The organism is Streptomyces zaehneri, from assembly GCF_032248645.1.
Classification (GTDB): Bacteria; Actinomycetota; Actinomycetes; order Streptomycetales; family Streptomycetaceae; genus Streptomyces; species Streptomyces coriariae.
Genome location: NZ_JASTTJ010000048.1, coordinates 1 through 20,380, shown reverse-complemented (window position 1 = coordinate 20,380; position 20,380 = coordinate 1). Strand labels below are relative to the sequence as shown.

At 71.7% G+C, this 20,380-nt stretch carries 20 protein-coding genes; 13 read left to right on the top strand and 7 right to left on the bottom strand.

From position 1 onward, the window contains the following. Positions 1-54: 54 nt before the first annotated feature. Positions 55-855 carry a potassium channel family protein gene (locus QQM72_RS40045; RefSeq protein WP_314225728.1) on the top strand — a complete coding sequence of 267 codons (801 nt, stop codon included), beginning with the start codon at positions 55-57 and terminating at the stop codon, positions 853-855. Positions 856-876: 21 nt separating this feature from the next. Here QQM72_RS40045 and QQM72_RS40040 read toward each other — a convergent pair whose 3' ends face one another. After that, positions 877-1,182: a small hydrophobic protein gene (locus QQM72_RS40040; protein WP_307163084.1), complete on the bottom strand. Its 306-nt coding sequence runs from the start codon at positions 1,180-1,182 to the stop codon at positions 877-879. Between the two features lie 230 nt (positions 1,183-1,412). Next, on the bottom strand, positions 1,413-3,032 hold the full coding sequence (locus tag QQM72_RS40035; RefSeq protein ID WP_314225727.1) for an MFS transporter: 1,620 nt from the start codon (positions 3,030-3,032) through the stop codon (positions 1,413-1,415). 67 nt (positions 3,033-3,099) lie between these two features. Here QQM72_RS40035 and QQM72_RS40030 point away from each other — a divergent pair, with 67 nt between their 5' ends. The 3 genes from QQM72_RS40030 (at position 3,100) to QQM72_RS40020 (ending at position 6,007) form a co-directional block, all read left to right on the top strand. Beyond that, the gene (locus QQM72_RS40030; protein ID WP_314225726.1) at positions 3,100-3,726 is read left to right on the top strand and encodes a TetR/AcrR family transcriptional regulator; all 627 of its coding nucleotides are present in this window, start codon (positions 3,100-3,102) and stop codon (positions 3,724-3,726) included. A gap of 129 nt (positions 3,727-3,855) precedes the next feature. Then, complete coding sequence (locus QQM72_RS40025; RefSeq protein ID WP_314225725.1) at positions 3,856-5,073, top strand: alpha/beta hydrolase; 1,218 nt, start codon at positions 3,856-3,858, stop codon at positions 5,071-5,073. Between the two features lie 58 nt (positions 5,074-5,131). Next, positions 5,132-6,007, top strand: a complete 876-nt coding sequence (locus QQM72_RS40020) for a DUF4429 domain-containing protein (protein WP_314225734.1) — start codon at positions 5,132-5,134, stop codon at positions 6,005-6,007. A 66-nt stretch (positions 6,008-6,073) separates the two neighbouring features. On the opposite strand, the gene QQM72_RS40015 is transcribed toward QQM72_RS40020, so the two are convergent. Next, positions 6,074-7,090: an aldo/keto reductase gene (locus QQM72_RS40015; RefSeq protein WP_314225724.1), complete on the bottom strand. Its 1,017-nt coding sequence runs from the start codon at positions 7,088-7,090 to the stop codon at positions 6,074-6,076. After that, on the bottom strand, positions 7,087-7,581 hold the full coding sequence (locus QQM72_RS40010; RefSeq protein WP_054238118.1) for a MerR family transcriptional regulator: 495 nt from the start codon (positions 7,579-7,581) through the stop codon (positions 7,087-7,089). The genes QQM72_RS40015 and QQM72_RS40010 overlap by 4 nt, the downstream gene beginning before the upstream one ends. A 97-nt stretch (positions 7,582-7,678) precedes the next feature. Here QQM72_RS40010 and QQM72_RS40005 point away from each other — a divergent pair, with 97 nt between their 5' ends. After that, on the top strand, positions 7,679-8,149 hold the full coding sequence (locus QQM72_RS40005; RefSeq protein WP_314225723.1) for a GNAT family N-acetyltransferase: 471 nt from the start codon (positions 7,679-7,681) through the stop codon (positions 8,147-8,149). Between the two features lie 33 nt (positions 8,150-8,182). Further along, a complete protein-coding gene (locus QQM72_RS40000) occupies positions 8,183-9,004 on the top strand; it encodes a serine hydrolase domain-containing protein (RefSeq protein WP_314225722.1) in 822 nt (273 codons plus the stop codon). On the opposite strand, the gene QQM72_RS39995 is transcribed toward QQM72_RS40000, so the two are convergent. Next, positions 8,970-9,668: a pirin family protein gene (locus QQM72_RS39995; RefSeq protein WP_314225733.1), complete on the bottom strand. Its 699-nt coding sequence runs from the start codon at positions 9,666-9,668 to the stop codon at positions 8,970-8,972. The two genes, QQM72_RS40000 and QQM72_RS39995, sit on opposite strands and share 35 nt — an antisense overlap. Positions 9,669-9,784: 116 nt before the next feature. On the opposite strand from QQM72_RS39995, the gene QQM72_RS39990 reads away from it, so the two are divergent. The 5 genes from QQM72_RS39990 to QQM72_RS39970 all read left to right on the top strand — a co-directional run bounded on the left by QQM72_RS39990 (position 9,785) and on the right by QQM72_RS39970 (position 14,699). After that, positions 9,785-10,990 carry a PucR family transcriptional regulator gene (locus QQM72_RS39990; RefSeq protein ID WP_020126928.1) on the top strand — a complete coding sequence of 402 codons (1,206 nt, stop codon included), beginning with the start codon at positions 9,785-9,787 and terminating at the stop codon, positions 10,988-10,990. A gap of 89 nt (positions 10,991-11,079) precedes the next feature. Next, positions 11,080-11,997: an ACP S-malonyltransferase gene (locus QQM72_RS39985; RefSeq protein WP_314225721.1), complete on the top strand. Its 918-nt coding sequence runs from the start codon at positions 11,080-11,082 to the stop codon at positions 11,995-11,997. Between the two features lie 9 nt (positions 11,998-12,006). Continuing rightward, positions 12,007-13,008, top strand: coding sequence for a ketoacyl-ACP synthase III (locus QQM72_RS39980; protein WP_314225720.1), 1,002 nt, complete (start codon positions 12,007-12,009; stop codon positions 13,006-13,008). Positions 13,009-13,089: 81 nt separating this feature from the next. Continuing rightward, positions 13,090-13,338, top strand: a complete 249-nt coding sequence (locus QQM72_RS39975) for an acyl carrier protein (protein ID WP_189917348.1) — start codon at positions 13,090-13,092, stop codon at positions 13,336-13,338. 80 nt (positions 13,339-13,418) lie between these two features. Then, complete coding sequence (locus tag QQM72_RS39970) at positions 13,419-14,699, top strand: beta-ketoacyl-[acyl-carrier-protein] synthase family protein (protein WP_020126932.1); 1,281 nt, start codon at positions 13,419-13,421, stop codon at positions 14,697-14,699. Positions 14,700-14,766: 67 nt separating this feature from the next. On the opposite strand, the gene QQM72_RS39965 is transcribed toward QQM72_RS39970, so the two are convergent. Next, positions 14,767-15,261, bottom strand: a complete 495-nt coding sequence (locus tag QQM72_RS39965; RefSeq protein ID WP_054238125.1) for a DUF3145 domain-containing protein — start codon at positions 15,259-15,261, stop codon at positions 14,767-14,769. Between the two features lie 262 nt (positions 15,262-15,523). Between QQM72_RS39965 and QQM72_RS39960 the strand changes: the two genes are divergently transcribed. Together QQM72_RS39960 and QQM72_RS39955 are read left to right on the top strand one after the other, a co-directional pair. Then, a complete protein-coding gene (locus QQM72_RS39960; RefSeq protein ID WP_314225719.1) occupies positions 15,524-16,426 on the top strand; it encodes an SGNH/GDSL hydrolase family protein in 903 nt (300 codons plus the stop codon). Positions 16,427-16,441: 15 nt separating this feature from the next. Then, the gene (locus QQM72_RS39955) at positions 16,442-17,419 is read left to right on the top strand and encodes an aldose epimerase family protein (protein ID WP_314225718.1); all 978 of its coding nucleotides are present in this window, start codon (positions 16,442-16,444) and stop codon (positions 17,417-17,419) included. Between the two features lie 102 nt (positions 17,420-17,521). Here the strand turns inward: QQM72_RS39955 and QQM72_RS39950 are convergent, their stop codons facing one another. After that, a complete protein-coding gene (locus QQM72_RS39950; RefSeq protein WP_314225717.1) occupies positions 17,522-19,954 on the bottom strand; it encodes a beta-glucosidase family protein in 2,433 nt (810 codons plus the stop codon). Between the last annotated feature and the right edge of the window lie 426 nt (positions 19,955-20,380).

Genomic DNA, 20,380 nt, shown 5'->3' with positions numbered 1-20,380 from the left:
GGGGTGGTGGAGCCGCGGCTTCACCACCCCTTACTCGTTCTTTACGATGCGGGCATGCAAGAACAATCGGCGCAGAGCCGCTGGGAGCTCTGGACCCAGCGCCCGTTGCTGGGCCTCGCCGTGGTGTTCGCCGTCGCCTACGCCGTGCCGATCGTGGACACCTCGGCCGACCACACGCTGACCACGGTCTGCACCGCGGTCGAGTGGGTGGTGTGGGGGGCGTTCGCCTTGGACTACGTGGTCCGGCTGGCCCTGGCCTCCGACCGGCGGCGGTTCGTGCGCACGCACTGGCTGGACCTGTGCGCGGTGTTGCTGCCGCTGGCCCAGCAGCTCAAGCTGCTGCGGCTGGTCTCGACGCTGCTGCTGGTGGGGCGGCGGGCGCGGATGGCCTCGCAGATCCGGATGACGACGTACGTCGTGGGGGCGGTCGTCGGGCTGCTGATGTTCGGGTCGCTCGCCGTGCTCTCGGTGGAGCGGGAGTCGCCGGACGGGAACATCCGCACGCTGGGTGACGCGCTGTGGTGGTCGTTCACGACGATGACGACCGTGGGGTACGGGGACCACGCGCCGACCACCGGACTGGGGCGGCTCATCGCCGTCGGGCTGATGCTCTCCGGGATCGCGCTGCTCGGTGTCGTGACCGCGAACATCGCCGCGTGGTTCATCGCCCGGTTCGACAAGGACGACATCGAGGAACGCGCCCAGACGGAGGCGATCCTGGCCCTGACGCTGGAGGTACGGGCGCTGCGGGCGGAAGTGGCGGCGCTGCGGGACGGGCCGGAGGGGGCGCTGCGGGACGGGCCGGAGGGGGCGCTGCGCCCCGGGTCCCCGCCCGCCCACCAGCCGTCCCGGTAGGCCGAAGGGCGAAGGCCGGCCCTAGAGCAGCCCGTTGCCCGTGCCGGTCGCGCCCGCCAGCCAGATGATCGCCAGCAGGGTGTCGATCGCGCCGAGGGCGACGGCGACCAGGGCCGGGACCGGACGGGAACCCGCCCAGCTGCGGCCCATGGCCAGCCAGCCGCAGACGATCGCCGCCGGGCCGAGGATGATCCCCAGCGCGAAGAATCCGGCGACCGCGCAGACGAGGCCGACGATGCCGAGCGTCGCGCGATCCGGCCCGGTCCGTGACCCCATGCGGCCACGTGAGCGGGGGTACCTGCGCGTGCCGTTTCCGAAGCCGGCCATCGAACAACTCCCTGGATTCCGGGGATGTGTTGTTGTTCGGGTACCCGCGACACGCGGAACATTCCCCGCAGTTGCCGGGCAGTCGGCGCGCTGTCCCCCTCCGGCAGCGCGCCGCGGCCCTGACCGCCCTCCCATCCGGAGGACTTGACTAACTGTGACCTGCGACGCGTGCCGGACGCGAGGAACCTTTAGCGTTGTCACCCTGATAGGGGAAAGTCGTTGAGGTTCCGTCAGATGTGACCGACGCCCGCGCCCGCCTCCGCGTTCTCGCCCCGCTTGGTGAGCAGCGCGACGAACACGGCGACGACCGCGACCCCGGCGGCGACCAGCGAGGCGAGGCTCATCCCGGAGATGAACGTGTCGTGGGCGACGTCCGTGATCTTCGCGGCGATCGCTTCGGGGGTGCCCTTGGCCACCGGCGCCACGCCGACCTGGACCGCCTCGGAGGCCTGGTCCAGCTGCGCGGGGGTGAGCTCGGGCAGGCCCGCGCCCTTCCAGTTGGCGGGCAGGTCGCCGTCCACCTTGGAGGCCATCACGGCACCCAGGACGGCCGTACCGAGGCTGCCGCCGATCTGCATGGCCGCCTGCTGGAGGCCGCCCGCGACGCCGGACAGCTCCATGGGGGCGTTGCCCACGATGACCTCCGTCGCGCCGACCATGACCGGGGCGAGACCGAAGCCCAGCAGGGCGAACCAGATCGACATGAGACCGCTGCTCGTGTCCGTCTCCAGCGTGGACATGCCGTACATGGCGATCGCGGTGGCGGCCATACCGCCCGCCAGCGGGATGCGCGGGCCGAGCTTGGTGATCGCCGCGCCCGCGAGCGGAGAGCCGACGATCATCATGCCGGTCAGCGGCAGCAGGTGCAGGCCCGCGTCGATCGGGCTCATGCCGTGCACGTTCTGGAGGTAGAACGTCACGAAGAACAGACCGCCCATGAAGGCGATGGCCATCAGGACCATGAGGACCACACCCGCCGACAGCGGGACGGAGCGGAACAGCGCCAGCGGGATGAGCGGCTCCTTCACCTTGGTCTCCCAGAAGGCGAAAGCCGCGAAGAGCATGGCGGAGCCGACCAGGAACGCCCAGGTCAGGCCGTCGGCCCAGCCCCAGGTCGGCGCCTTGATCAGGGCCCAGACCAGGCAGAACATCGCGCCCGAGAGGAGGGCGATGCCGAGGAGGTCGAAGGAGCGCGGGGCGTTCTCGGCGCGGTGGTCGAGCAGGATCACCACGCCCAGGACCAGGGCGAGCGCGCCGACCGGCACGTTGATGAAGAACACCGACTGCCAGTTGACGTGCTCGACGAGGACACCGCCGAGGATCGGGCCGCCGGCGGTGGACGCGCCGATGACCATGCCCCACAGGCCGATGGCCATGTTGAGCTTCTCGGCCGGGAAGGTCGCGCGCAGCAGGCCCAGCGCGGCCGGCATCAGCAGGGCGCCGAACAGGCCCTGGAAGACGCGGAAGGTGACGACCAGCGCGATGCTGCCGGACAGGCCGATCGCGCCGGAGGCGGCCGCGAAGCCGACGACGCCTATCAGGAACGTCTGGCGGTGGCCGAAGCGGTCGCCGAGCTTGCCCGCGGTGATCAGGGAGACCGCGAGGGCGAGGAAGTAGGCGTTGGTGATCCACTGGACCTCGGCGAAGGTGGCGCCCAGGTCGCTGGCGATGGCCGGGTTGGCGATGGCCACGATGGTGCCGTCGAGGGCCACCATCATGACGCCGACGGCGACGGTGATGAGGGTGAACCACGGGTGGCCGCGCAGTCCCTTGGCGGGCGATCCGTCCGACGGGTCCGCCGGTGGCTTGCCGCCCGGTCCCGTCGCGTCGATGGTGGTCTGACTGGTCATGCGTTCGAGGTTAGTGACAGCCGCTGACAATTGACAAACGAGTTCAGAAGTCGGTAACTGACACATCATGGAAACTCTGCGTGAGCGCAAGAAGCAGCGCACTCGGGACGCGCTGCTGCGCGCCGCGGTGGAGCTGTTCACCTCGCAGGGGTACGAGGGGACCACCGTCGACGAGATCGCCGCCGCGGTCGACGTCTCACAGCGCACCTTCTTCCGCTACTTCGCCGGGAAGGACGAGGCCGCGCTCGCCCTGGTGGAGATGACGGTGGAGCGGTTCGTCGAGGCGGTGCGCGCGCGCCCGCCGCACGAGCCGCCGCTGGAGGCGCTGCGCCAGGCCGTGCTGGACGGCTGGTACTCGATCAACGAGGTCGTGGAGTCCGTCGTACCCGTGGAGATGTATCTGCGCATGTACCGGGTGATCGAGTCGACGCCCGTGCTGCTCGCCGCGCATCTGCGACGCTCGGTGGAGGCGGAGGAGGACCTCGCGCGGGTGATCGCCGAGCGTGAGGGGCTCGACGTGGACGCCGACCCGCGGCCGCGGCTGGCGGTGGCCGTGTTCAGCGGGGTGATGCGGGTGACGGAACGACAGTGGTCCACCGGCGCGGACTTCAGCCTGGACCGGATCCGCGCACTGACAACCCTGTATCTCGACGGGGTGGGTCCCGCCCTGCTGGGAGACTGGCGCGAGGCCTGACGGACATACGCGAGACCTGGCGGACATAGAGGCCTAAAGGCCTTTATGACCCTCGCCACGCCCGTCGAAACGTGATCCCCGTCACTTGGGTCACCCGAGACCCTCTCGTTCTCCTAGTGTGTCCTTTCAGTGACTTCCTTCGACACCTCCCCGCAACTCAACGTCTGGCGCGCACTGGCCGCCCTGGCCGTGGTGTTCGTGATGCTGGCGACCACCGGCTGGACGGCCCTGCGCCACCAGCGGGAGACCACCGCCCTGCAGACCTCGCGCTCGGAGTGGGAGCACGGCATGCTGGCCGGGCACCGGTTGCCGGACCCCGGCTCCACCCCCGCCCGGCTCACCCGCTTCTTCGCCTCGCTGACCACCTCGCAGCGCACCGTGCTCGTGCACGACTACCCGCTCGCGGTGGGCAACATGAACGGCGCCCCCGCCGAACTGCGCTACCGCGCCAACCGGGTGGCGCTGCTCCAGCAGGCGCGGCTCGAGCGCACCCGCATGCACGACAGCCGGCTCACGCCCTCGGGGCAGCAGCTGGCCGGCCGGCGCATGCACCGCTACGAGTCGATGAGCACCGCCGACCGGCAGATCCTCGCCTTCGATCCGGAGGGCTCCGGCCGGGTGGCCGAGGTGTTCGGCAGCCTGGACCAGGCCGAGCGGATCTCCGTCGTCGTCCCCGGCGTCGACACCGACCTCCTCACCTTCCAGCGCACGAACCGCAAGTACTCGGCGCCGGTCGGCATGGCCCAGGCCCTCTACGCGGCCGAGCGCGAGGCGAGCCCCTCGACGCGTACGGCCGTGATCGCCTGGGCCGACTACACCTCCCCCGACGGCCTCGGCATCGACTCGGCCACCGCGATGCGCGCCGAGAGCGGCGCCGTCCGGCTGAACGCCCTGCTGACCGCCCTGCCGGGCAGCGCGCCCGTCTCGATGTTCTGCCACAGCTACGGCTCGGTGGTGTGCGGGGTCGCCGCGCACGCCATGCCGGACCGGGTGGCCGACATCGCGGTGGCCGGCAGCCCCGGCATGCGGGTGGAGAACGCGGCCCAGCTGGGCACCGAGGCACAGGTGTGGGCGATGCGGGACGCCGACGACTGGGTGCAGGACGTGCCGCACCTGGAGGTCGGCGGTCTCGGACACGGCGAGGACCCGATGGCGCGGGAGTTCGGCGCGCGGGTGCTCTCGGCGCGGGAGGCCAAGGGCCACGGCGGCTACTTCGAACCGGGTACGGACAGCCTGCGCAACCTCGCCGGGATCGGCACTGGCGCGTACCGCTCGGTGGAGTGCGCCCACGATGATGCCGCCTGCACGACGGATTTGTCCGATACGACAGAGGCCGGACGCGCGTAGAGACGCAGGAATTGCGGCGCGCGCGGAGAGGGGACGAAGAATGGGTGTCCCGCATACGATGAGCCGCATGGGTGACGTACTGGCCGGATTTCATGCCGCCTGGGAGTTCGAGTCCGACTCCGTCCTCATCCGCTACGAACGAGGGCTGCGCACGCCCAAGCTGCTGTCGGCACTGGGCGAGCGCCGGATTCCGCTGGCGGCCATCGGGCGGGTGACCCTGACCGCCGGCAAACGCGGAACGGTCGTGCTCCGGGCGGAACCGAGGCCGGGAGCCGATCCGTTGATGGAGGCGGCCGCGGGACAGCTCAAGGAAGGGTGCGACCCGTACCGGCTGGTGCTGCCCGCCGAACGGGAGACGCTCGCCGAGTACTACGCCGACGAGCTGCGGGCACGGCTGACCGACTCCGGGCCGGCGGAACGGTTCCTCGTGGACGCGCCCGAGGCGCCGCTGTCGTTCAAGGCGTACGACGGGAAGGCCTCGTTCGACGGGCGCACCGTGCGGTTCCGGTGGTTCTGGACGGGCGCCTCGTCGGCGAAGTGGAAGGCCGGCGACCAGAGTTTCGCCGTGTCCGCGCTCACCGGGGTCGAGTGGCGGTCGCCCGAGGTGTTCGAGGGGCATCTGCGGCTGCTGCGCGGCGAGGCCGCTCCGGCCCAGGCCGACCAGGACCCGGCGACCGTCGTCTTCGGGCTGGGGTACGGGCCGGTGCACGAGTCCCTGCCGTTCGCGGCGGCGGTCCTCGCGGCGGTCCGCGGGCGCGGATCCTCGGCGACGGTCCAGGCGGCGGCCGTCCCGGCGGCGACCGTGGTCTCACCGCGCCGGGACCCCGCCGACATCGCCGAGCGGATCCGCCACCTCGGGGAGCTGCACCTGGCCGGGCTGGTCACCGACGAGGAGTTCTCCGCCAAGAAGGCCGAGTTGCTGGCCGAGCTCTAGGACCCGGTCCGAACGGGCGGGCCCTGGCACTCACCGGCCCGATCCGGACGGGCGGGCCCCCGGCCCTCACTCGCGGCCGGCGGAGGTGAACCTCATGTCCGGGTACCGGTCGCCCGCCACCTTGCCCGCGATGGGCTCCAGCGACGCCAGCTCCTCCGGTGTCAGTTCGATGGCCGTCGCCGCCGCGTTCTCCTCGACCCGGGTGGGCTTGCGGGTACCCGGGATCGGGACCACCGACAGGCCGTGGACCTGCGACCGCTGCTGGACCCAGGCCAGGGCGATCTGACCGGGTGTCGCCCCGTGGGCCTGCGCTATCGCGCGGATCGGGTCCAGGAGCGCCCCGTTGACGGCGGCGTTGTCGCCGGTGAAGCGGGGCTGCTGACGACGGAAGTCGTCGGCGGTGAGGTCCTGGTCGGCGTCGGCGAAGGACCCGGTGAGGAAACCCCGGCCGAGCGGGGAGTACGCGACCAGGGTCACGCCCAGTTCCCGGGCCGCCGGGACCACCTGGGCCTCGATGTCGCGGCTGAACAGCGACCACTCCGACTGCACCGCGGCGATGGGGTGGACCTCCTGGGCCGCGCGCAGTTCGGCGGCCGTCACCTCGCTCAGGCCCAGCTGCTTGACCTTGCCCTCGCGCACCAGTTCGGCCATCACGCCGACGGTGTCCTCGATCGGCACGTTCACGTCGCGCCGGTGCATGTAGTAGAGGTCGATGACGTCGACGTCCAGCCGGCTCAGGCTCGCCTCGACGGACTGCCGGATGTAGGGCGCGTCGTTGCGGATGATCCGCCGGGTCGGGTCGTCCGGCGGGACCGCCAGGGCGAACTTGGTCGCGATCACGACCTCTGCGCGGTGGGCCTTGAAGAACGGGGAGAGGAACCTCTCGTTCTCGCCCGCGCCGTACGCGTCCGCCGTGTCGTACATCGTGACGCCGAGCTCCAGGGCGCGTTCCAGGGTGGCCCGGGACTCCTTCGCGTCCGAGGGGCCGTAGGCGAAGCTCATGCCCATGCAGCCGAGGCCCTGGGCGCCGATCTCGGGGCCCTGCCCGCCGAGTCGAGCCGTCGGGATCCTGTGGTCGGTCATCGGGCGGTCCCTTCCGCTTCGTGGTACCGGACGCCGGTGGCGTCCGCATAGAAATTGATCTTGCGGTCGAGCACGGCGAGGGTGTCCTGGAGTTCGGCGATCCGGGCCCGGACGTCCCGCCGGGTCGCCTCCAGCAGCTCGTACCGCTCGCGGAACGTGTTCTCGCCCTCCCGCACCAGCTCGGCGTACCGCACCATGTCGGCGACCGGCATACCGGTCAGCCGCAGCTTCCCGACGAGGTCGAGCCAGTCCAGGTCACGGTTGCTGTAGCGGCGCTGGCCGGTGTGCGAGCGGTCGATGTGGGACATCAGCCCGATCCGCTCGTACCAGCGCAGGGTGTGGGCGGTGAGGCCGGTGAAGGCGACGACCTCGCTGATCGTGTAACTGTCCTGCCCGTCCGGACGGGGGTGCCGCGGGGGTGGCGCGGAGCAGACGTCCGGCGGGTTCGGGGTTTGCTCGATGGTCACGGGCGTGGTCTGCAACACCGTCATGTCCTCCACGCTATGGCCTTGGAGTGCGCTCCAAGCAAGCGGATTCGGTAAGAAAACCGGGGGACGCGGCTTGATCACGCTCGTTAGCGTGCGGGGCATGAGTCCCGTACGCCGTGCCCTGCCCGAGGACGCCGCCGAAGTGCTGCGGCTGCGCCAGTTGATGATCGACTCGTTGTCGCCGGTGGACTCCTCCACCGGCTGGCACGCCGAGTCGCTGCCCACACTGCGGGAGCGGCTGGCCGAGCCGGACGGGGATTTCGCGGCCTTCGTCGTGGATCACCCGGAACGGCCGGGGACGCTGGCCGCGCTCGTCGTCGGGACGGTCGAGTACCGGATCGGCCGGGCCGGCAACCCGCGGGGGATCATCGGCTTCGTGTTCAGCGTCGCCACCGACCCGGACGCGCGCCGCCGAGGGTACGCGCGCGCGGGAATGGACGCGCTGCTGGCCTGGTTCCGGGCGCGGGGCGTCGTACAGGTCCACCTCACCGCGTCCGCCGACGCGGCCCCCCTCTACTCCTCCCTTGGCTTCAGGCCCAAGCCGGACCCCTTGATGGAACTGCTGCTGTGAGTCGCGCAGGCCGGACGGCATAGGCTCGACGGCATGTCGCTCAAGAGCCTCGCGCTGATCGAGAACTGGCCGGTTCCCTCCGCCTCGGCGGGTGTCGTACGGGCCGACGGTACGGTCCTGGGAACCCATGGCCCGGTCGGCCGGCGCTTCCCGCTGGCCTCGGTCACCAAGCCGCTCGCCGCCTACGCCGCCCTCGTCGCGTACGAGGAGGGGGCGATCGAGCTGGACGAACCGGCCGGGCCGCCCGGGGCCACGGTCCGTCACCTCCTCGCGCACACCTCCGGGCTGGCCTTCGACGAGCACCGGGTGACGGCCCCTCCGGGGGAGCGGCGGCTGTACTCCAACGCCGGGTTCGAGCAGCTCGGCGACCACCTGGCGAAGGCGACGGAGATCCCCTTCGCGGAGTATCTGCGGCAGGCGGTGCTGGAGCCGCTGGGGATGACCGGCACCTCCCTGGAGGGCTCCCCGGCGAAGGACGGCGTCTCGACGGTCGAGGACCTGCTGCGGTTCGCGGCGGAGGTGCAGGCGCCCCGGCTGCTGGATCCGCGGACGGTGGCGGCGGCGATGACCGTGCAGTACCCGGGGACGAAGGGCGTGCTGCCGGGGTACGGGCACCAGAACCCCAACGACTGGGGGCTCGGCTTCGAGATCCGCGACTCCAAGGTGCCGCACTGGACGGGGAGTTCATCCTCGCCGCGCACCTTCGGGCACTTCGGCCAGTCCGGTACGTTCCTGTGGGTCGATCCCGGGGCGGGCGTCGCCGGGGTCGCCCTGACGGACCGGGCGTTCGGACCGTGGGCAATCGAGGCGTGGCCCGCGTTCACGGACGCGGTGCTGGCGGAGGTCCGGGGCTGAACTCCCGCTCCCCGGGGCCGAAGACCCACATCAGCAGCTCCGTGTCGGTCACGCCCACCGCCTCCACGTCCCTAGCGTCCGTGATGCGTGCCGCGTCCCCCGGCGCCAGCTCCTCGCCGTCCAGGCGGGCTTCGCCGCGTACGACGTGGACGTAGACGTGCGGCGCGTCCGGCACCGCCGTCCGCTCCCCCGCGCCCAGGCGCCGTACGTGCAGCATCGCGCCCGCCTCCGGGACGGCGTACGGGGTGGAGTCGGCGATGCCGCGGACCGTCCCGTAGGACGGGTCGCCGCCGGGGTCGAGGGGGGCCAGCCACATCTGGACGAAGACCAGGGGCACGTCGGCGTCGTTGCGTTCCACGTGCCGCACGCCGCCCGCGGAGCTGAGCCGCTGCACGTCCCCGGGGCGGACCACGCTCTCGTGGCCGGCCGAGTCACGGTGCGTGAGCTCCCCCTCGACCACCCAGGTCACGATCTCGGTGTGGCTGTGGGGATGCTCGTCGAAGCCGGCGCCGGGTGCGAGGCGTTCCTCGTTGCAGGCGATCAGCGGACCGAAGCGGAGGTTGCCGGGGTCGTAGTGGGGGCCGAAGGAGAAGGCGTGCCGGGTGTCGATCCCGGCGGCCGGGTCCCCGCCTCGGTAGCGTGCGTCGGCGCGCCGTACATCCATCACGCGTCCACGGTAGACCCGCCGCGGCCCGCGCGATGACCGTGCCACGACCGCGTGCCGCGCCCTCCCGCGACCCGGCGGCGCACGCCCCCGTCCCGATAAGGCAGTCTTGTCCCGTGCCCGAACCCGAAACCAGTCACCCCGATCCCGCGGCGCACGCCGTCCACCCCCACCCCGCGACGCTGAAGCGGCTGGAGAAGTCCTCCGGAAGTCTCGCCGCCCAGGCCATCGCGCGGATGGACGAGACACTGTCGTGGTACCGGGCGATGCCCCCGGAGAACCGTTCCTGGATCGGGCTGGTCGCCCAGGCGGGCATCGCCGCCTTCACCGAGTGGTTCCGGCACCCGGACGCACCGCAGGCCATCTCCACGGATGTGTTCGGGACCGCGCCCCGTGAGCTGACCCGGGCCATCACGCTGCGCCAGACCGTCGAGATGGTGCGCACCACCATCGAGGTCATGGAGTCCGCGATCGACGAGGTCGCGGCCCCCGGCGACGAGAACGTGCTGCGCGAGGCGCTCCTCGTGTACGCCCGGGAGATCGCCTTCGCCACCGCCCAGGTCTACGCCCAGGCCGCCGAGGCACGCGGCGCCTGGGACGCCCGGCTGGAGTCGCTCGTCGTGAACGCCGTGCTGAGCGGTGAGGCCGACGAGGGGGCGGTGAGCCGGGCCGCGGCCCTCGGGTGGAACGCGCCCGAGCATGTGTGCGTGGTCCTCGGGACCGCGCCCGACGGGGACTCCGAGCTGACCGTCGAGGCGATCCGGCGGGCCGCGCGACACGCCAAGCTCCAGGTCCTCACCGGGGTGCTCGGCTCCCGGCTGGTAGTGATCGCCGGTGGCAGCGACAACCCGCTCGCCGTCGCCAGGTCGCTGATCGGGCCGTTCGCCGCGGGACCCGTGGTGGCCGGACCCGTCGTACCCGACCTGCTCGCCGCGACCCGGTCCGCACAGGCCGCCGCGGCCGGACTCAAGGCCGGTTCCGCCTGGCAGGACGCACCCCGGCCGGTGCTGGCGGACGATCTGCTGCCGGAACGCGCGATCGCCGGTGATCCCGGTGCGCGTGAGCAGTTGGTGGAGGAGATCTACAGACCGCTCGAAGAGGCCGGGTCGGCGCTCCTGGAGACACTCGCCGTCTATCTCGAACAGGCGTCCAGCCTCGAAGGGGCCGCCCGGATGCTCTTCGTTCATCCGAACACCGTGCGCTACCGGCTTCGACGTGTGACTGACGTCACCGGTTGGTCGCCTTCGGATGTACGCTCCGCGTTCACGCTCCGGATCGCGCTGATCCTGGGGCGCCTGGTCGACGGCGATCCCCAGACCTAGGCTTTTGTCGGGGCTCCACAAAACCCCCTGCCGTTCTTCGTCCCTGTCCCCACGGGCGGCTTTGGCCGTCCACAAGAGAGAGTGTGAGAGTGCTCGTACTCGTCGCTCCCGGCCAGGGCGCCCAGACGCCCGGCTTCCTGACTCCCTGGCTCGAACTCCCCGGTGCCGCCGCCCGCGTCGCCGCGTGGTCGGACGTCATCGGCCTGGACCTCGCCCACTACGGCACCCAGGCCGACGCGGACGAGATCCGTGACACCTCGGTGGCGCAGCCGCTGCTGGTGGCCGCCGGAATCCTGTCCGCCGCGGCGCTCGGCGACCTCGCACCCGGCGCGGTCGCCGGCCACAGTGTCGGCGAGATCACCGCCGCCACCTTCGCAGGCGTCCTCGACGAGAGCGCCGCGCTGACCCTCGTCCGCAAGCGCGGCCTGGCCATGGCCGCCGCCGCCGCGATCACCGAGACCGGCATGTCCGCGCTGCTCGGCGGCGACCCCGAGGTCTCCGTCGCGCACCTGGAGAAGCTGGGTCTGACCCCGGCGAACATCAACGGCGCGGGCCAGGTCGTCGCGGCGGGCACGCTGGAGCAGCTCGCCGCGCTCAACGAGGACAAGCCCGAGGGCGTCCGCAAGGTCGTCCCGCTGAAGGTCGCCGGCGCCTTCCACACGCGCCACATGGCGCCCGCCGTCGAGACCCTCGCCAAGGCCGCCGTGGAGCTCACGCCGGCCGACCCGAAGATCCGTTACGTCTCCAACCGCGACGGGCGGTCCGTCGCCACCGGCGCAGAGATCCTGGAGCGGCTGGTCGGCCAGGTCGCCAACCCGGTCCGCTGGGACCTGTGCATGGAGACCTTCAAGGAGCTCGGCGCGACCGCGCTGATCGAGGTCTCCCCCGGCGGCACCCTGGTCGGCCTCGCCAAGCGCGCCCTGCCCGGTGTGAAGACGCTGGCGCTGAAGACCCCCGACGACCTCGACGCCGCTCGCGAGCTCATCGCCGAGCACGGCGTCGCCTGAGGAGCCCTGATGGCGAAGATCAAGCCCAGTAAGGGCTCCCCGTACGCGCGGATCCTCGGAGTCGGCGGTTACCGGCCCGTCCGGGTCGTCCCCAACGAGGTGATCCTCGAGACGATCGACTCGTCCGACGAATGGATCCGCTCGCGTTCCGGCATCGAGACCCGGCACTGGGCGAACGACGAGGAGACCGTCGCCGCCATGTCCGTCGAGGCGTCCGGCAAGGCCATCGCCGACGCCGGGATCACCGCCGAGCAGATCGGCGCGGTGGTCGTGTCGACCGTCTCGCACTTCAAGCAGACGCCCGCCGTCGCCACCGAGATCGCCGACAAGCTCGGCACGAACAAGGCCGCCGCCTTCGACATCTCGGCGGGCTGCGCGGGCTTCGGCTACGGCCTGACCCTCGCCAAGGGCATGGTCGTCGAGGGCTCCGCGGAGTACGTCCTGGTGATCGGTGTCGAGCGGCTGTCCGACCTCACCGACCTGGAGGACCGCGCGACGGCCTTCCTGTTCGGCGACGGCGCCGGCGCGGTCGTGGTCGGCCCGGCCAAGGAGCCGGGGATCGGTCCGACGGTCTGGGGCTCCGAGGGCGACAAGTCGGAGACCATCAAGCAGACCGTGCCGTGGACGGACTACCGCGACGGCGAGGTCGCCAAGTTCCCCGCGATCACGCAGGAGGGCCAGGCGGTCTTCCGCTGGGCCGTCTTCGAGATGGCGAAGGTCGCCAAGGAGGCGCTCGACGCCGCCGGCATCACCGCCGACGAACTCGACGTCTTCATCCCGCACCAGGCCAACGAGCGGATCATCGACTCGATGGTGAAGACTCTCAAGCTGCCGGAGTCCGTCATGGTCGCCCGTGACGTACGCACCACCGGCAACACCTCGGCCGCCTCGATTCCGCTCGCGATGGAGCGGCTTCTGGCGACCGGCGAGGCGAAGAGCGGCGACACCGCGCTCGTCATCGGATTCGGGGCGGGTCTCGTCTACGCCGCCACTGTCGTTACCCTCCCCTAGGCACTCCGTGCCGGATCAACCGGTCCGGTGCGGGAGACACCCCATGCCACACCCTCTGGAATATCAAAGAAGGAGCGCCACATGGCCGCCACTCAGGAAGAGATCGTCGCCGGTCTCGCCGACATCGTGAACGAGATCGCCGGCATCCCGGTTGAGGACGTCCAGCTGGACAAGTCCTTCACCGACGACCTGGACGTCGACTCGCTGTCCATGGTCGAGGTCGTCGTCGCCGCCGAGGAGCGCTTCGAGGTCAAGATCCCGGACGAGGACGTCAAGAACCTCAAGACCGTCGGCGACGCGACGGACTACATCCTCAAGAACCAGGCCTGATCCATCGGCCCCCTGGGCTGAACTGCCCCGCCACCCGGCGGTGGCGCCGCTGAATCCTCGTAACGTTGGAGAAAGAATCCGTGAGCCCGACCAATCGCACCGTGGTCGTCACCGGTATCGGCGCAACCACACCGCTGGGTGGCGACGCAGCCTCTACCTGGGAGGGTCTGGTCGCCGGCAAGTCCGGTGTCAAGGTCCTGGAGCATGAGTGGGCGGCCGAGCAGGCCGTCCGTATCGCGGCCCGCGTCGCGGTGGAGCCTCTCGAGGTCCTGCCGCGGCCGCAGGCCCGCAAGCTGGACCGCTCGGCGCAGTTCGCGCTGATCGCGGCCCAGGAAGCCTGGAAGGACGCCGGTTTCTCCGGCAAGGCCGGTGAGGACGGCAGCGAGGGCGACGTCGACCCCGACCGGCTCGGCGCGGTCATCGCCTCCGGCATCGGCGGCGTCACCACCCTGCTCGACCAGTACGACGTGCTGAAGGAGAAGGGCGTCCGCCGCGTCTCCCCGCACACCGTGCCCATGCTGATGCCGAACAGCCCCTCCGCCAACGTGGGTCTGCTCGTGGGCGCCCGCGCGGGCGTGCACACGCCGGTCTCGGCGTGCGCGTCGGGCGCGGAGGCCATCGGCTACGCCATCGAGATGATCCGTACGGGCCGCGCCGACATCGTGGTCGCCGGCGGTACGGAGGCGGCGATCCACCCGCTGCCCATCGCCGCGTTCGGCAACATGATGGCGATGTCCAAGAACAACGACGACCCGCAGGGCGCCTCGCGTCCCTACGACGTCGCCCGCGACGGTTTCGTCATGGGCGAGGGGGCCGGCGTGATCGTCCTGGAGTCCGCCGAGCACGCCGCGCAGCGCGGGGCCCGGGTGTACGCGGAGGCGGTCGGCCAGGGCATCTCCTCCGACGCCCACGACATCGTGCAGCCGGAGCCCGAGGGCCGCGGTATCGCGCACGCCCTGCAGAACCTGCTGGACAGCACCGACCTGAACCCGGCGGAGATCGTGCACGTCAACGCGCACGCCACCTCGACGCCGGCCGGTGACGTGGCCGAACTGAAGGCGCTGCGCAAGGTGTTCGGTGACGACACCGACCACATGGCGATCTCCGCGACCAAGTCGATGACCGGTCACCTGCTGGGTGGCGCGGGTGGCGTGGAGTCCGTCGCGACGGTCCTCGCGCTCTACAACCGGGTCGCTCCGCCGACCATCAACGTCGAGAACCTCGACCCCGAGGCCGAGGCCGCCGCGGACATCGTGCGGGGCGAGGCGCGCAAGCTGCCCGTGGAGGGCCGTATCGCCGCCCTGAACGACTCGTTCGGGTTCGGTGGGCACAACGTGGTGCTGGCGTTCCGTACGGTCTGAGCTGCGCCTGTGCACAACCGAAGGGGCCCCGCCTGCGAAGGTGGGGCCCCTTCGGGCTTTTCCGGTCTCACACGACCTGGTGCAGCCAGCGCACCGGAGCTCCTTCGCCCGCGTATCTGAACGGCTCCAGTTCGTCGTCCCACGGCTTGCCGAGGAGCTTGGAGAGTTCGGCCTCCAGGTCCGTCTCGCCGCGCTGACTGCGCAGCAGGGCGGCGCGCAGCCGGTCCTCGGGGATGAGGATGTCGCCGTGGATGCCGGTGACGGCGTGGAAGATGCCCAGGTCGGGGGTGCAGCTGTAGCGCTCGCCCTCGGCGGTGGCGCAGGGCTCGGCGGTGACCTCGAAGCGCAGCAGGTGCCAGCCGCGCAGCGCGGAGGCCAGCTTGGACGCCGTGCCGGCCTCGCCCTTCCAGGAGAACTCCGAGCGCCAGGTGCCGGGCGCGGCGGGCTGCCGGATCCAGTCGAGGTTGACGCGCGTGCCGAGCACCCCGGCGACGGCCCACTCGACGTGTGGGCACAGCGCGCGCGGCGCGGAGTGCACGTACAGAACTCCACGTGTCGTCACCGGGACCTCCGGGCAGAGCGGGACAGTCTTGCAGGCCGGCATGGCTGCGGTGGCAGGCAGCCGCGTTGATGGCGAGGCTACCGTGCGGCGGCGCAAGGAGTGTGACGTACCGTCGGTCCCGGTGCCGTGAAACCTCCGCCATTCACTCGGCAGGACGCCTGTGCGGGCGTGCGGCGTTCCATCTTGTGGGTGTGATTCGCCGGGAACTCCCGCGCGTTGTCATAGGGGGGCGTTGTTCGAGGAGTGAGGGGAACAGCAGCGGATGCGGAAACGGAACCGGCACGCGCGGGCCGTGCTCGCGGGCATGACGGCGGCCGTCCTGGGCCTGGCCGGCTGTGACGCCATGGGGGGCGGCGATGCCGAGGGATCCTCGGGCACCCGGGCCCGGGAGGCGAAGCCGTCGCCGTCGCCGACCCCGTTGTGGGACTCCAGCCCGTCCTCCATGGCGGCGGTGGGCGACTCCATCACGCGCGGCTTCGACGCGTGTACGGTGCTCGCGGACTGCCCCGAGGTGTCCTGGGCGACCGGCGCCAGCACCGAGGTGAACAGCCTCGCCGTCCGGCTGCTCGGCGCGGCGAAGGCGGCCACGCACAGCTGGAACTACGCGGCGACCGGGGCCCGGATGGCGGACGTGCCGGCCCAGATGGCACAGGCGGCGGCCGAGAAACCGCAGTTGGTGACGGTGATGGCGGGGGCGAACGACGCGTGCCGGGAGTCGGCGGCGGCGATGACGTCGGTGGCCGACTTCCGTGCGGAGTTCCAGGACGCGCTGAGCACGCTGCGTCGCGCGCTGCCGAAGACGCAGGTGTATGTGACGAGCGTGCCGAACCTGAAGCGGCTGTGGTCGCAGGGGCGGACGAACGTGCTGGGCAAACAGGTGTGGAAGCTGGGCCTGTGTCCGTCGATGCTGGGCGACGCGGACGCGCTGGACGCGGCGGCGACCGCGCGGCGGGAGACCGTGCAGAAGCGGGTCGAGGACTACAACTCGGTGCTGGCGGAGGTCTGTGCGAAGGACGTGCGGTGCCGGTTCGACGGCGGGGCGGTGTACGACTTCAGGTTCGGAACCGACCAGTTGAGCCACTGGGACTGGTTCCACCCGAGCAAGGACGGCCAGGCGCGGCTCGCTGAGCTGGCCTATCGGGGGGTCACCGCGGAGGCCTCGTGATTTAGGGTTTCGCTCATGAGCGAACACTTCGGAACACTTTCCGACGGCACTGAGGTGCACCGCTGGACGCTGGAGCGGGCGGGCACCCGGGTGCGGGTCCTTTCGTACGGCGGGATCGTGCAGTCGGTCGAGGTCCCCGACCGGGACGGGCGCGCGGCGAACGTGGTGTTGGGGTTCGCGGACCTGGAGGGCTATCTCGCGCACCCGGAGCCCTTCCTCGGCGCGCTGATCGGGCGGTACGCCAACCGGATCGCGCACGCCCGCTTCCCGCTGGACGGTGTGACGTACGCGCTGGAGCCGAACAACGCGCCGAACTCCCTGCACGGCGGCCCGCACGGCTTCGACAAGCGGGTGTGGGACGTCGTGCCGGTCGAGCACGGGCTGCGGCTCAGCCGGGTCGCGCCGCACGGCGAGGAGGGCTTCCCGGGCCACCTCGAGGTGACGGCGACGTACACGCTCGACGCGTCGGGGGCGCTGCGGTTCACGTACGAGGCGGTCACGGACGCTCCGACGGTGGTGAACCTGACCAACCACAGCTACTTCAACCTGGGCGGTCCGGGAAGCGGCGGCGCGGGCGGCCACGAGCTGCGGCTGGCCGCCTCCCGGTACACGCCGGTGGACGCGGACCTGATCCCGACGGGCGAGCTCGCGCAGGTGGCGGACGGCCGCTTCGACTTCCGCGCGTCCCGCAAGGTCGGCGCCGGCTACGACCACAACTTCGTGCTCGACAAGGGCGTCACGGACACTCCGGTGGAGGTGGCCGAGCTGCACGATCCGGCCTCCGGGCGGGTGCTGACGGTGGCGACCACCGAGCCGGGGCTCCAGCTGTACACCGCCGACCACCTGGGCGAGCCCTTCGAGCCCGGCGAGGGCGTCGCGCTGGAGACCCAGCACTTCCCCGACTCGCCGAACCGGCCGGAGTTCCCGAGCACCGAGCTGCGGCCGGGGGCCGTGTACCGGTCGGAGACGGTGTACGGCTTCTCGGTCCGGTAGGGGCCGCGGGGGCCCGGGGAGGCGCGCGCCGGACAAGGATGTTGCCCCGGTCCAGGGGTCAGGTCCCGGACCGGGGCTGTCGGTGGGGCGACGGGCGCCGGTTCACACGTTAATCGTCGCGGTGATCCTGAGGTCGGCGATCGAGCGGCCCACCTGGATTTCGTACGAACCTTTCACAAAGGACCACCGGTGGTCCGCCTCGTCCCACACCTCGAAGGCCCGGTTCGGGATCTCCACGGTGACCTCGGCGCTCTCCCCCGGGCCCGCCTCGACGCCGGCGAAGCCGGCCAGCCAGCGGGCCGGGCGTTCGGGCGCCGGGGCCGTCCCGGCGGGGGCGAGGTAGACCTGCACGACCTCGCGCCCCGGCCGCGCGCCGCTGTTGCGGATCCGCACGGTGACCGTGGAGCCCGTGACGTCGGCCGACCCGTACGTCCAGTCGGTGTAGCCGAGGCCGTGGCCGAAGGGGTGGACCGGGGTGCGGTGCGCCTTCTCCCAGGCGCGGTAGCCGATGAGGACGCCCTCGGTGTAGGCGAGTTCGCCGTCGGTGGGGGTGACCTCGGTGACGGGGGCGTCGTCGAGGGAGCCCCAGGTGGTGGGGAGCCGGCCGCCGGGTTCGTGGGCGCCCGTCAGGACGTCCGCCAGGGCCGCTCCGCCCTCCTGGCCGGGGAACCAGGTGAGCAGGACGGCCGCGACGTCCTCGCGCCACGGCAGCTCCACCGGGGAGCCCGCGTTGACGACCACGACGGTGTTCGGGTTGGCGGCCGCGACGGCACGGACCAGGTCGTCCTGGCGGCCGGGGAGGCGGAGATCCTTGCGGTCGAAGCCCTCGGACTCGACGCGTTCGGTGGTGGCGACCACGACGACGGCCGTGTCGGCGGCCCGCGCCGCCTCGGCCGCCTCGGCGATCAGCTCGTCGGGGTCGCGCTGCGGATCCTGGTGGGCCAGGACGAAGGCGATGGCCTTGAAGGGGATGTCCTCGGGGAGCGCGAAGACATGCGTGAGGGAGACCTCGACCGGTTCGCCGGCGGTCAGTCGCGCCTCGGCGCGGGGCACCGGGGCGCCGAAGAACGCCTCGAAGGGGTCCGTGTCGTCGGCGGGCAGCTGGATGTCGTCGTAGTACGTCGTACCGGCGACGGTGAGGGTGAAGGCGCCCGTGCCCTTGATGCCGAAGGTGTGCGGGCCGCTCTCCCCCGGGGTGAAGGTCCCGGTCAGCTCGACCGTGTGGAGGGCGTCGAGGGTGACGCCCTCGGGCAGGTCGGTGCCCATCCACTGGATCCGGCCGTTCGGCGCGGACCGGGTGCCGATGACGGTTCCGGCGGCGTCGCGGCAGACCGCCCGCAGCGCGAAGCCCTTGTCGGCGACGGCGAGTTCGGTGGTGGGGTCGGCGCCGACGGCGTAGCCGAGGGTGCCTTCGGGGAGCGCGGCGGTGAGGCCGTCGAGCGGGGAGACCGTGCGGGCCGGGAAGACGGTCGCGGAGCCGCCGCCGAGCACCCGGGCGTCGCGGGCGGCCGCACCGATGAGGGCGACGGTGCCGGGCCTGAGCGGCAGCGCGTCGTCCTCGTTGCGGACCAGGACGAAGGAGCGGCGGGCCAGTTCGCGGGCCAGGGCCTCGCCGTCGACGGGGGCCGGCAGCCGGGTGACGGCCGGTTCGGCGTCCGCGAGGGCGCCGACGCGGGCGGCCAGCCGCAGGACGCGGCGTACGGCCTCGTCGACCTCGGACTCGTCGAGCCGGCCGTCGCGTACCGCCTGCGCGAGGGCCTCGCCGTAGACGGTCCGCGGTCCGGGCATGGCGACGTCGAGGCCGCCCCTCAGCGCGCCCACGGTGTCGCGGGCGGCCGCCCAGTCGGAGACGTTGAAGCCGTCGAAGCCCCATTCACCGCGCAGGACCTCGTTCACCAGGTGGTGGTGTTCGGTCATCGTCGTGCCGTTGACCGTGTTGTAGGCGGTCATGACGCCCCAGGGGCGGGCGTTCTCGACGATGGCCTCGAAGGGGGCCAGGTACAGCTCGCGCAGGGCGCGTTCGCCGACCAGGTTGTTCACCGTGAAGCGGTCGGTCTCGGCGTCGTTGGCGACGAAGTGCTTGACGGTGGTGCCGACCCCGCCGGACTGGACGCCGTTCACATAGCCCGCGCCGATCACCCCCGTCAGGTGGGGATCCTCGCTGTAGGCCTCGAAGTGACGGCCGCCGAGCGGGGAGCGGTGCAGGTTGACCGTGGGGGCGAGCAGGACGTGGACGCCCTTGCGTCGGGCCTCCTGGGCCAGGAGGACGCCGGCGCGGTGGGCGAGTTCCGGGTCCCAGGTGGCCGCGAGGGCGGTCGGTGAGGGCAGCGCGACGGACGGGTCGTCGGCGGTCCAGCGCACGCCCCGGACGCCCACGGGGCCGTCGGACATGACGAGCGACTTCAGTCCGATCTCCGGCAGTCCGGGCAGCGACCACGTGTCCTGGCCTGCCAGCAGCCGGGTCTTGGCGTCCAGGTCGAGTCTGCCGAGCGCCTTCTCGACGGCCGCTTCCGTTCCCGCCCCGGTTCCCGCCATGACGGTGCCTCCTCGTCGCAGTTCACGGACCCTTTCATCCTGCCCGCGGCGGCCTGCGAACGAATCAGGGACGCACCCCTCAATCGGGCATCCCCGCGGCGGGCGACCGCGTCCGCGAGAGCGGCGGCGGTTCAGCCGTGAAGGAGGGAGCGACGGGCCGAGATCGTGCGGGCCGCCCTCGGGCTGATCGCCGAACGCGGTCACCGGGGCGCGAGCCCGGCCTCGCTCGTCGAGTACAACGCGATGCGGCCCTTCCTGCGGCTGCCGGGGCGAGGACGACCCCGAACGGTCGGCCTAGGTGTTCTGTCCCGGGAGGTTGTGGACGGGTGAGCCAGGTCTCGGCTGAGAGATCTTGAACAGGTGAGGGCCTTCCGGTTCGGTGTGGATTGCGACGTCTACACCAACAGAAAGGCCCTCGTGCCCCAC